The organism is Pedobacter sp. 05L430, assembly GCF_056397585.1.
The window spans coordinates 1-11,809 of record NZ_JBFTNT010000160.1; the positions used below are offsets into that span (position 1 = coordinate 1).

The following is an 11,809-nucleotide window of genomic DNA, read 5'->3' on the forward strand; positions in this document are numbered from 1 at the left end:
CGGCTAGCTTATTTAATGCGGTTACATCTGCAGGTACCAATGGCTTAACCTCCACCTTAACMGGTTTGTTCTTCCTTTTCTGCCATAGGTAATAGATCACCCCTGCAATCAGTAAAATTATCACGAACGACAATAATACCCACTGCCAATGGTCCCTTAGCCAATCTAAAAAGGAATATTTTACTGCAAGGGGCTGCTTTATGTCATAAATGGCCTTTGTAGTATCAACAGCAACAGCAGTAACCTGTAAGGGCAAAGGATCGGTTTTAAAACTTTGCGTGTTTACCTGGAACAAGAAAGCCGGAACGGCCTGCAATCCGGCATCAAAAGAAGTGATTGTATATTGGCGACTAATTGTAGCCACTTTAGGATTATTCTTATCTGCTATAGYATCGGTTTTGCCAACCTCTACAATCTGTATTTTAGAAGAAATGGTATCTGCCAATGCAGGAAAACTGATTTTCTCATTTACCGGCAATCGGGCACTTAAGCGCAAAATTGTCTGGTCTCCCAAAACAATGGTCGACTTATCTAGTTTAGCCTCTACCTTTATATCCTGAGCATTACTTTTATAAGTAAAGCAAGCCAGGCATAGCATTAAACACCAGCTAAAATTAAAATATTGCTTCATATCCCCTACCTTCTGGCTTCGCGTTTTTTAAATAATGTCATTAATGGTTTAATATATGACTGATGGGTTCCAATTTTTGTAAAATCTACTCCTGATCTCTTAAAAAGATCTTCTAGTTTCCCATTTCTCTCCATTGCTGCAACTTTATAAGCCTGTCTAACACGTTTATCCCCAGTATTTACCCACTCGTACTCACCGGTTTCTTCATCCCTAACAGGGATAAGTCCCAGGTTAGGAAATTCTTCCTCATGCAAGTCATATAACCTAAGTGCGATAAGATCGTGTTTTCTGTTGGCTATTTTAAGTTCATTCTCAAAAGAATTACTCATAAAATCAGAGATCAGAAAGGAAGTGCATCTTTTGTTAATAGCGCTGGTAAAGTATCTTAAAGCTTCAGCTACATTTGTACCCCTGTTCTGAGGTTTAAAATCTATCAGTTCCCTGATGATCATCAAAATATGACTTCTTCCCTTTTTAGGAGGGATGAACTTTTCTACCTTATCGCTAAAAAACAATACACCTACCTTATCATTGTTCTGTATAGCAGAAAATGCCAGCACGGCACATACCTCGGTAGCAAGTTCTTGTTTTTGCTGGGTCTGCGTTCCGAAATTCTTAGACCCGCTAACATCAACAAGTAACATCACTGTCATCTCCCTTTCTTCGTCAAACACCTTTACATAAGGGTGATTAAAACGGGCAGTAACATTCCAGTCGATGGTACGAATCTCGTCACCCATCTGGTATTCCCTGACTTCACTAAAGGCCATACCCCGGCCTTTAAATGCCGATTGATATTCTCCCGAGAAGATCTGATTACTTAACCCACGGGTTTTAATTTCAATCTTTCTTACTTTTTTTAAGAGATCTTTGGTATCCATAAGCTATGGTACTTCTACTGCATTCAATATTCCTGTAATGATGGTTTCTGTATTAATATCTTCCGCCTCAGCCTCATAGGTCAAACCTATTCTATGTCTTAAAACATCATGGCAAACAGCTCTTACATCTTCTGGAATCACATATCCTCTTCTTTTTATAAAAGCATAGGCTTTTGAAGCCAAGGCAAGATTTATGCTTGCGCGTGGTGAGGCTCCAAAACTGATCAGGTTTTTATAATCTGCCAGTTTATATTGATCCGGGTAACGGGTAGCAAAAACGATATCGATAATATATTGCTCAATTTTTTCATCCATATATACTTCCCTTACAACCTTCCTTGCTCTGATGATATCATCAGGATGTAGGATAGCTTTTGGTTTTGGCATTCCCTGAGGGGCAATATTTGCTCTCATGATCAGCTTTTCATCTTCCTTTTTAGGATAGCCGATCACTACTTTAAGCATAAACCTATCAACCTGTGCCTCTGGCAATGGATAAGTTCCTTCTTGTTCTATTGGGTTCTGGGTTGCTAAAACCAGGAAAGGTTTAGGTAATTCAAAAGTAGTGTCTCCAATAGTCACCTGGCGCTCTTGCATAGCCTCTAATAAAGCACTCTGCACTTTTGCCGGTGCCCTGTTGATCTCATCTGCAAGGATGAAATTAGAGAACAAAGGACCTTTTCTAACAATAAATTCTTCTTTTTTCTGATTATAGATCATAGTACCTACCAAATCGGCCGGTAAAAGATCTGGTGTAAACTGGATTCTGCTGAAGCCTGCATCAATAGTTTTAGATAAGGTATTGATTGCAAGTGTTTTTGCAAGTCCGGGTACGCCCTCTAACAAAATATGTCCGTCTGCAAGCAGACCGATCATTAAGCGCTCTACCATATATCTTTGGCCAACAATCACTTTATCCATCTCCATAAAAAGCAGATCGATAAATGCGCTTTCCTTTTGTATCATTTCGTTCAGCGCACGGATATCAGTGCCATACGCCAAGCTGTCAGTGGTATTATTTACTTCTTCCATTTAGACCATTTATTTTCGCTGCGAAAATTAGACAAACCTTAACCCTTTCGCAAGCCCTTAAAACCTGTTTATTGTTAAAATATGTTAAAACTCACATTTAACGTTGTTAATTTTAGTTCATAGGCACTGTAGCGTTTCAGTATCTTATCCCGTTTCTATTGTGCACGCTAGTTAGATTTCGGGGATAGATCTTAGGACCTATCTCCGATTCTTTTTTATATTTACCGAAAAATATATCATATGCTAGCTCATCACGTATTATTCTGGCTTAAAGCCGACACTACCGAAGAACAAAAAGTTGCCTTCAGAAAAAGCCTGGAAACCCTTAAGGGTGTAGAATCTGTAAAAACATTACATATCGGTACACCTGCACCTATTGAACGCGCAGTTGTTGATACTACTTATACCTTTTCACTTAGCATCTTCTTTGAGGATCTTGCCGGACACGATGTTTATCAGGTACACCACTTACATACCGCTTTTTTAGATGAATTCCGTAGTCTTTTTGAAAAAGTAATCATATACGACGCACAATAATTCAAAGCGCATTTGTTATGCTGAATTATTAATCGTTCGTCATTCTGAATTTATTTCAGAATCCAACTCATGGTATTAACAGACCTGCTTAAACGAGATTCTGAAATAAATTCAGAATGACGAGTGTATTATCTCACTTCAACACCAATCATGTTGCTGTTTCTTCCCCCTAAAAAAGGCTCTGTCCTTAAAGAAAAGATCATTTTATATTTCCCTGCCTGAACCGGCGCTTTTATCACTCCCTCTATTTCTACAGACGCTCCTGCCCCAATCTGAATATGCTCCAAATTCGTTACAACAGGTTTAAACTCACTTAGCGTATCATCCTTTTTAAACCCGTATTCCAGGTAACATTTCCAGGTTTCCCCCTTATTGCCCAATGAAATGGGCTCATTGTAAGGATTAGTTATCTTCAATTTCAAAGTCTTAGCCTCTCCGCTCTTCCAATCTCCCGGAGCTACAACCGGATTCACAGATACCTTCTGATACATTCTTACCTTATCTATCCATGCTCCATAAAACACGCCTTTACTTGTGTTAATAGTATCTTGTTTGGCCTGATCACCATGACTATCAGGTATTACAAAATAAACCTTCTTGTTCCTAAGGCTATCTTCTAAAGGCCATATATCGTACTGGTTTTTCCTGTAATATCTTGAATCATAGCTAAAACCCTTTGTGCTGCGGTTATAATAATTATATCTCGATGGAGTTTGAAACGAGTTGTAAAATATTACCGGATAATCACCGGCCTTTTCATGGATTTGTTTAGCCCACTTCTCCGTTCCAAAATAATACGCAACAACATTTACCTTCATTAAAGCATCTATCGGGATGATCAATATCAGCCGCACCAAAACAATTAATGCAATATTAACGATAGCGAGTTTCTCAAACCATTTAGGCACAGGCTTTCTGGCCATATCAATATAAGCCAGAATAAACAGGCATAACATGGCAGGTAATGTCCAGTGGGCCTCTACTCTTCCCTTTAGGGTGCTAAACAAAAAGAATATAAATATTCCGTAAAAATTAAATTTAACTGCCCTAAGAAAGGTATCTGAGGATTTCAAACCCACTACCGATTTATATAAAAACCAACCAACAAGCGGGCCGGCAAGTGCAAGCTGTGCAAGGAAGTATTCTGAAGTAAAATTAAACTTATAAATAGCCGCAGATCGATCTATCACATGGTAATAAAATGACGGGTAATTATTATGAACCTGCCACAGTATATGCGGCAGATAAGCAACTATAGATATGACTACAATAAGCCAGAAAGATGGCCTTTTTAATAATTTAAGATTAGACAATATGGTAAAAAACAAAACCAATATGCCATGGTACTTACTGAAAAGTAAGCAGGCAATAACCAGGGCCAATAGCAAAGCCCATTTAATCTTATTCTCAGCTTCGTAACGTTGATACACATAAAAGAACAATACCGTAAAAAAGAAGAGAGGAGAATCTGGTGTGGTGATAAACCCATATACATGGAACAGTACTATTGCTGAAAACAGCAGAATAAAGAGCTTTATATTTTGGACATAACGACCTACAATTTGCCACAGCAAATAAACAGAGAGCGTGCTTGTTATAACCGTTAATATCCTCAATCCAAGGGTAGAAGGCAATAATGAATCGCCTATTTTAATAAACAGGGCAACCATTGGCGGATGATCAAAATACCCCCAGTCTAAAAATCTCGAATAAACCCAGTAATAAGCCTCATCAGCATGAACCTCTACAAAACCAGCCTGAATGATATTAAATACAGTCCATATTCCCAGAAATATAAACAATATCTGTTCAGAACTTTTTTTTGTTTGCAGCATTAGCAGTAGGGTTTATCCAGTAAATGTGTAAAGATAGTTTGCAAAAAAGTTCCACAATGAAACCAATACTATTGCACAGGCTTTGGCAACATAAAAATTCCATTTCAACTTATCATTCAGCAAATAAATAATCATATTACTAATCGCCAATCCTACCAACGAAATCACAAAGAACTTACCAAACTGAATAATGCTGGCGGGATTATGATTATCAAAAGTCCAGTATCTGTTAAGTGTGTAGTTAGACCCTGTTGCTACTATAAAACCCAATGAATTGGATATATACTTATGAATCTTTAATTTTTCTTTACAGAGATAAGTAATACCAAAATCAACAATAAGACCTGAGAAACCTACCAACCCGAATTTTAAAAACTTGAAAAAGAAAGCACTATTAAATTCAATGGCCGCTATTGGTGTCATGTTGTTACTTTTTGCAGAAACAAACATAATAATCTGTAATGGAAAAGCCTGTAATAAATGGTTAATTAAGGTTAAATTTATCATTATTGATCTTTACAACGTTCGATGTAAAGACAATTCCTACTATTAAAATACYAATAAGAATAGCTAATGCAACTTGTAAAGTCGAGTACAGTTTGCTACCTGAAACCATAAACGCTGAATCTTTAATTAGTTCCTCACCAACCTGGGTTTGTATCCTCATTAATTCAGATAATTTTTGAATCGTGCCTTTTGACGAAGCTCTTCCCTCTTGTGCATAAAGTTTCCTGGCACTGGAAATATCTCTTTTATCAGCAAAGGCCATGATTTGATCTTCAATCTTCCCTGTACTTTCAAGACCATCTTTTAAAACAATCAGCTTTTCCTTTTCCTGTTTAACCAGAAAAGTTTTCTCATACTTTTTAATTAAAGAATCTATTGCCCTGTTGTACGATGCAAGCTGGGCTTTAAAAACAGCGGGATTAAAAGATTGCTCATAAGCTGTATTCAAAAAATCCTCGATCATCGATTTCTTTGCATAAGCATTCTCAGCAACGTAAAATAAGTCTGTAGCTGGAATAAGGCGATCGTTATACATCGAAACAAATGACTCATTCATGCTTTTAACACTCTTATCTTCCAGAAACCTGATCAGTATTGTGCACGCCATTATACAGAATAACAGCACTGCAATTTTCATTTTTTGTTTAATAGAGTAAGCAAATCTCATATCAGTAAGTTCAGGTTAGCATCTAAAATTGTTCTTCAGCAGGAGAAGAGAATAGGTTTTGTGCAAAATTTACTAAAAATAATTCTTTTTTCGCTCTTGTTACCCCAGTATAAAGCCATCTTAGGAAATCCATATCGATCATCTCTTCCGTTAAATAACCTTGATCCACAAATACAGCATCCCATTGCCCGCCCTGGGCCTTATGGCAGGTTACCGCGTAAGCGAATTTAATTTGTAGTGCATTATAATATGGATCTTCTTTAATTTTATTTAAACGATCTCTTTTGTTGCTTATATGATCATAATCCAGATTAAGCCCTTCAAAAAGCTTATTGCTTTGCTCATAAGAAAGGTTTGGTGTTTCTGCAGTCAGCGTATCCAATATAACTTTGCAGGTAACCTCCCCTGCTTCCGGGAAATCAAGAAATTCTAGCTGAACTTCGCAAAACCGAAAACCATAGCGCTCTTCAATACCCCTTACCCTGCGTATCCTGGCCATGTCTCCATTTGCGATAAAAGCAGCCGACTCATTCTCCGGCAGCCAGAAATAGTTATTCCGAACTACCATGATCTGATCGCCCCCTGTCAGCTCTTCTTCACGGTACAATAGTCTGGCTCTGATCTGCTGATTATAAACATTCGCAGACTTATTAGATCTGCAAACTACAAGTGAATTCTCTATACCGAACTTGTTATAGGCGTATTCCAATCCTTCAACTAGTTTTACGCCCGTCATTCTAAAAATATCTTTATAGTTTTTAGTGATGAACTTTGGCAGCTCAACCTTTTCTGTCTCACTGTCATCATTAATCAGTTTTCTAAGCATAGTAGCATTGGCCAATATCCCCGATTTCTTTTCCTGACGCACCACCTCTTTTAGCTCCACAGCCGTTACCCTCATCCCAAAATTTGAAGCAATGTATTCTTTATTTAATGCCGGACTATCCAGACTTCCAACCGGTGGCAACTGGGCAGTATCGCCCACAAAAACAACTGCACAATTTTTTCCGTTATACACAAACTCCATCAGGTCTTTTAAAAACGACGAACCCGTTTGCGTATTCCACTCGTCGGCAATCATAGATGCCTCATCAATGATAAATAAAGTATGCTCTGCCAGGTTTGGGGCCAACTGGAATGACATATCAGTAGCTACTGCAGTTTTTTTTCTATAGATCTTTTTATGAATGGTTAATGCTTTTCTGCCGGTATAGTTGCTCATTACTTTTGCAGCCCTTCCCGTAGGAGCCAACAAAACAGCGCGTAAAGTAAACTTAGGTAAAGCCTTTACCAGCGCGGCTACCGAGGTAGTTTTACCTGTACCTGCATACCCCCTTAGTATGAAACACTGACCATCTAATTGATGTGACAAAAAAGAAGCCATTTCACTGCAAAAAGTAAACTGTTCTGCAGTAGGAGTAAATTGATAAGACTGGGCTATTAGGGTCGCTTTATCCATTTAACAAATATGCAATGGTGATGTTATAGAAAAAAGGATTAATTTTGTTCATATGAACAGCAAAAATAGCATATTATTAGTTGATCCGGAGTTTGACCCGAATACAGCGGCAGACTGCAACCTGTTAATAAAAATTACTGCCGATAGTTTTTCGTATGCCATTATAGACAAGAGCAACAATCAGTTAAAGGCAGTTTACGACCAGCAGGAATGTCAGAATGTAAGCAAAGCGCTTTCCGAAAAACTAAGGACAGACAGCTATTTAAGTTTGCCATTTAAAGAAATTAAGGCTTCGGTACATACCGAAAATTCAATAGCCATACCCAATGACTTGTTCAATGAGCAGAATTTAAAYGACTTCGCAAAATTCTTTGCAGAAGAACAATCTAATAACCTTTACACCCAGCCTTTTGCCAATTTTGGTTTCACATCCATCTTTACACTAAATAAGTTCATAGAAGAAACCTTAAATGTTTCGCTGTCAAACTGCAAACTATTTGATCATGCAGCACCTGTTTTATCGCTTTCCAAAGACAATGAAAAGCTTAGCCTGGTACTTGATTTTACTGTGGGCTCATTTAATGTAATATATACCGATGGCGGTAAACTGATATTCCAAAATTATTTTCAAATCGAGAACGCTGAGGAATTTAACTACTACCTGCTTTTCATTATCAATCAGCTTAATATAGACACCTCAAAAACTGACATCTACCTTAGTGGAATCATCAACGACGGAGATAGTCAATACAAATGCATTGAAAAGTACTTCAAAACCATCAATTTCATCCCGACAACCGGTAATGAAGTTGACAAAAAAATTTTAGATGACATGCCTGCTCATTATTACAGTAGTCTATTAGCCCTTGATCAATGCGGATAATTGGTGGAAAATTAAAGGGTATTCGCTTTAATGCACCCGAAAGCTTGCCGGTAAGGCCAACAACAGATATGGCCAAAGAGGCTCTTTTCAATATCCTTTACAACACTTATGACTTTGATAGCTGTACCGTTCTTGATCTATTTTGTGGAACAGGAAACATCAGCTTTGAATTTGCATCAAGAGGCATTAAACAGGTAACAGCGGTTGATAAACACTCTGGCTGTATTTATTGGGTAAAATCTGTTATCGAAAAATATCAGTTAAATGAAATTGATGTGCAAAAAGCCGATGTATTTAAGTTTCTGCAAAGTCACACCAAATCCTATCAGATCATTTTTGCTGATCCACCTTATGATTTGTCAACMATTCCATTAATTCCGGAGCTGGTAATGAAAAATAACCTGTTAACAGATAATGGTTTGCTTATAGTAGAACACCCATCACTATTAAAATTAAACAATCAGCCCGGTTATACCGAAACCAGAAGATATGGCAACTCTTCATTTAGTTTTTTTGAAAAGCCCTCCAATTAGTATATTTAACCATGAAGATTGCACTATTTCCTGGCTCATTTGACCCGATTACCATAGCTCACGTAGATATTTTAAAGCGCGCGTTACCTTTATTTGATAAAATTGTAGTGGGTATTGGCTTAAACAGTTCCAAACAAGGATTCCTGTCGGCCGATAAACGCGAAGAAATTGTAAGAAAGGTTTTTGAACAGGAGCCAAAAGTGGAAGTTGAACTATACGAAGGGCTTACAGTTACCGCCACAAGCTATACCTTTTTTATAGCATGTAAAACTGGTTTTACTACAATATTATCTTCTAAAAGGCCCCCAACTTCCATTACCTGAACAATTGAAGGATAGGTATTCTTTAATACCTGATTAAGTTCCAGTTTGCTTAGCCAGCTTGCTTTGGTTATTCCTTCTTCTTTTTGAGGAATCAGTTTAGGCTCTCCCTTTACTGTCATGCTGTACCAGTTGGTTTTCTTAAGCACCAATTTACTCCCAAGCGTATAAACATGATAAGTTTTACATAGCTTTTCATCGTTGGTAAAAATCTTTACTCCACACTCCTCTTCAACCTCACGAAGGGCGGCTTCCTTCATTTTCTCATCTTTTTCTACCTTACCTTTGGGCAAATCCCACTTCTTATTTCTAAAAATAAAGAGGTAATTGCCTTTCACATTTTTCACTAAACCACCAGCAGCTTTTATAAGTTCACAGCTTTTTTTAATCTTTTTAAATAATTGTTTAGGATCCGGATCAAGTAGTATATAGTCTTTTCCAGATACCTTTTCTAAATTCTTATAGAAGAGTTCAAAATCAAAATCCTGCTTATCAAGCTGTTGAACTTTCTTTATTTGTTTAGGCATCAAGTCCGCAATAAACAAAGTATTATCGTTAATATAAATTCTGTAATTCTTCATCAGAAGGTAGTCGTTTTCGTTATCATTTAGTTCTCCGCAGCAATACTATTAAAGCATTCTTTTTAATCCGGTTGTTACCGGAATAAAATCGAGGTTTAAAAATACAGAATTATAACATACTGCTCTTACATTTATAGAAAAAACAAAAAATAAATCTCAGATACTACTGATTCACAGCCGATCACAGAAAAGACTTTCAGCATTGATTTTTATTACGGATATTTGCCAGTTCTAGATTGAATTAAACAAGAGTTTTCAGCATTTTTCTAATAAGCGATAAATAAAAAGTTTATTACGCTTACAAGCAAAACGCCAGAAATTCCGTAATTTTGAGACATGTATAATAAAAGTGATATTGAATTAAAAGTAGCTGAATTTTTATTACAAATAAAAGCAATAAAATTACAACCTAACAACCCGTTTACCTGGGCTTCAGGTTGGAAATCTCCTATTTACTGTGACAATAGGATCACACTTTCCCATCCTTCTGTTAGAACTTATATCAGACAAAAGCTTACGCAATTAATACAGGAAGAATATGGTTCTGTAGATTTAATAGCTGGTGTTGCCACTGCTGGTATACCTCAAGGTGCATTGGTTGCTCAAGAGCTCGGTTTGCCTTTCGCTTATGTTAGATCGAAAGCAAAAGAGCATGGAACCGGAAGTTTAATTGAAGGAGAAATAGTTGAAGGACAACGTGTTGTTGTTATAGAAGATTTAATTTCAACAGGAAAAAGCAGTCTTCAGGCTGTTGATGCTTTAAGAAATGCAGGCCTTTCTGTAGCAGGATTAGTTGCAATCTTTACCTATGGTTTTGATCAGGCCGAAGAAAACTTCAAAGAAGCAAAATGTCGTTTCTCGACCCTTTCTAACTACAATACACTAATAGAATATGCTGCTGAGCACAGCTTCATTGCACAAAATGATGTTGATTTGCTTACTAAATGGCGTAGAAACCCAGCCGACTGGGGAAAAGAATTAGAACAATTAACTTAAAATTATAATGACAGTTATTGAAAGCTCCGTAGAGTTAAACCTACCGGTTGAAAAGGTATATTCATTTTTGGCTGATATGAACAACCATCAGCAATTAATGCCAGAAAACATTTACAACTGGTCTTCTACAACAGATGAAGCTAGCTTCACCATCCAGAACATGGCTAAACTAGCAATCAAGATATCTGATCGCGTAGAAAACAAGGAACTAACTGCTATACCAACAGAAAAACCTCCTTTTGATGTTGAATTAAAATGGACAGTGGCTGACAACGGTAACGGCGGAACTATTGCAAAACATATTATCTCTGCAGATCTTAATATGATGATGAAAATGCTGGCTGTGAAACCTTTGCAAAATCTTGCTGATCATCAAACTCAAAGATTAACAGAAATATTAAAATAATACATACCTGCACTTGTTGTGAGTAGTATACCCTTAATAATCGTCCGAAAGCTGGCCATATGGCCAGCTTTTTTTGCTTCTACCCATCCGTGTCGCCCGATATAATTTCAAAATTATGACACACAATAGTTAAATACTATACTATCTATTCCTTAACTTTATTCTAACAAAATAAAACTTATGAATAGCAAAGCCTCACTAGCCCTTGAGCTTGGTCGTGCAGTAATTGAAATGCGAAGCCGTTCGCGCCAGTTTATTCAGGCCAGAATTAAAGAAAACCAGCTAAATATTACTTACGAAATGCTCGAAGTACTAATGTGTTTATGGGAAAAGGATGGCATAAATCAACAGGAAATAGCTGATCGCATTATCAAAGAAAAAGCCAGCATGACTTATTTATTGGACAACCTGGTTAAGCGCGATCTGGTTAATAGAATGCCCGATGGAAACGATAGGCGAAACAACCTCATCCACTTAACAAAACAAGGAAAAGATCTTCAAGAAAAACTACTTCCATGGGCAATGGAGATGTATACAGCTG

The 11,809-nt window shown here is 37.2% G+C and carries 13 protein-coding genes and 2 pseudogenes; 7 read left to right on the top strand and 8 right to left on the bottom strand.

Features of this window, described 5'->3' with window-relative positions:
• The 3 genes and pseudogenes from AC1DG9_RS17880 to AC1DG9_RS17890 form a co-directional block, all read right to left on the bottom strand.
• Nucleotides 1-631 (bottom strand): annotated as a pseudogene (locus tag AC1DG9_RS17880) (hypothetical protein); the annotation flags it as partial.
• Nucleotides 632-636: 5 nt separating this feature from the next.
• Nucleotides 637-1,512: a DUF58 domain-containing protein gene (locus AC1DG9_RS17885; RefSeq protein ID WP_172659723.1), complete on the bottom strand. Its 876-nt coding sequence runs from the start codon at nucleotides 1,510-1,512 to the stop codon at nucleotides 637-639.
• Between the two features lie 3 nt (nucleotides 1,513-1,515).
• A complete protein-coding gene (locus AC1DG9_RS17890) occupies nucleotides 1,516-2,544 on the bottom strand; it encodes an AAA family ATPase (RefSeq protein WP_172659722.1) in 1,029 nt (342 codons plus the stop codon).
• A 240-nt stretch (nucleotides 2,545-2,784) separates the two neighbouring features.
• Between AC1DG9_RS17890 and AC1DG9_RS17895 the strand changes: the two genes are divergently transcribed.
• Nucleotides 2,785-3,081, top strand: coding sequence for a Dabb family protein (locus AC1DG9_RS17895; RefSeq protein ID WP_172659721.1), 297 nt, complete (start codon nucleotides 2,785-2,787; stop codon nucleotides 3,079-3,081).
• 128 nt (nucleotides 3,082-3,209) lie between these two features.
• Here AC1DG9_RS17895 and AC1DG9_RS17900 read toward each other — a convergent pair whose 3' ends face one another.
• The 4 genes from AC1DG9_RS17900 to AC1DG9_RS17915 are packed head-to-tail and all read right to left on the bottom strand — an operon-like array spanning nucleotide 3,210 to nucleotide 7,549.
• Nucleotides 3,210-4,916 carry an ArnT family glycosyltransferase gene (locus tag AC1DG9_RS17900; RefSeq protein WP_288878944.1) on the bottom strand — a complete coding sequence of 569 codons (1,707 nt, stop codon included), beginning with the start codon at nucleotides 4,914-4,916 and terminating at the stop codon, nucleotides 3,210-3,212.
• A gap of 12 nt (nucleotides 4,917-4,928) precedes the next feature.
• Nucleotides 4,929-5,423 (bottom strand): GtrA family protein, encoded by a 495-nt coding sequence (locus AC1DG9_RS17905; RefSeq protein ID WP_448104569.1) that lies wholly within the window; start codon nucleotides 5,421-5,423, stop codon nucleotides 4,929-4,931.
• On the bottom strand, nucleotides 5,401-6,090 hold the full coding sequence (locus AC1DG9_RS17910; protein WP_477634988.1) for an MCP four helix bundle domain-containing protein: 690 nt from the start codon (nucleotides 6,088-6,090) through the stop codon (nucleotides 5,401-5,403). Before AC1DG9_RS17910 ends, AC1DG9_RS17905 begins: the two co-directional genes overlap by 23 nt.
• 22 nt (nucleotides 6,091-6,112) lie before the next feature.
• The gene (locus AC1DG9_RS17915) at nucleotides 6,113-7,549 is read right to left on the bottom strand and encodes an ATP-dependent DNA helicase (RefSeq protein ID WP_172659717.1); all 1,437 of its coding nucleotides are present in this window, start codon (nucleotides 7,547-7,549) and stop codon (nucleotides 6,113-6,115) included.
• Between the two features lie 52 nt (nucleotides 7,550-7,601).
• Here AC1DG9_RS17915 and AC1DG9_RS17920 point away from each other — a divergent pair, with 52 nt between their 5' ends.
• From AC1DG9_RS17920 to AC1DG9_RS17930, 3 genes and pseudogenes are all read left to right on the top strand, one after another.
• Nucleotides 7,602-8,432 (top strand): DUF3822 family protein, encoded by an 831-nt coding sequence (locus AC1DG9_RS17920; protein WP_172659716.1) that lies wholly within the window; start codon nucleotides 7,602-7,604, stop codon nucleotides 8,430-8,432.
• Complete coding sequence (locus AC1DG9_RS17925; RefSeq protein WP_288878943.1) at nucleotides 8,423-8,965, top strand: RsmD family RNA methyltransferase; 543 nt, start codon at nucleotides 8,423-8,425, stop codon at nucleotides 8,963-8,965. Before AC1DG9_RS17920 ends, AC1DG9_RS17925 begins: the two co-directional genes overlap by 10 nt.
• An 11-nt stretch (nucleotides 8,966-8,976) precedes the next feature.
• Nucleotides 8,977-9,198, top strand: a pseudogene (locus tag AC1DG9_RS17930) (adenylyltransferase/cytidyltransferase family protein); the annotation flags it as partial.
• Between the two features lie 11 nt (nucleotides 9,199-9,209).
• On the opposite strand, the gene AC1DG9_RS17935 reads toward AC1DG9_RS17930, so the two are convergent.
• Entirely contained in the window at nucleotides 9,210-9,866 is a 657-nt protein-coding gene (locus AC1DG9_RS17935; protein WP_172659713.1) for an NUDIX hydrolase, read from the bottom strand.
• A gap of 336 nt (nucleotides 9,867-10,202) precedes the next feature.
• Between AC1DG9_RS17935 and pyrE the strand changes: the two genes are divergently transcribed.
• From pyrE to AC1DG9_RS17950, 3 genes are all read left to right on the top strand, one after another.
• Complete coding sequence (gene pyrE / locus AC1DG9_RS17940) at nucleotides 10,203-10,862, top strand: orotate phosphoribosyltransferase (protein ID WP_048906744.1); 660 nt, start codon at nucleotides 10,203-10,205, stop codon at nucleotides 10,860-10,862.
• Nucleotides 10,863-10,869: 7 nt separating this feature from the next.
• Nucleotides 10,870-11,268 carry an SRPBCC family protein gene (locus AC1DG9_RS17945; RefSeq protein ID WP_172659712.1) on the top strand — a complete coding sequence of 133 codons (399 nt, stop codon included), beginning with the start codon at nucleotides 10,870-10,872 and terminating at the stop codon, nucleotides 11,266-11,268.
• A gap of 180 nt (nucleotides 11,269-11,448) precedes the next feature.
• Nucleotides 11,449-11,809, top strand: a 361-nt coding sequence (locus AC1DG9_RS17950; protein ID WP_477634989.1) for a MarR family transcriptional regulator, incomplete at its 3' end; no start/stop codon positions are given.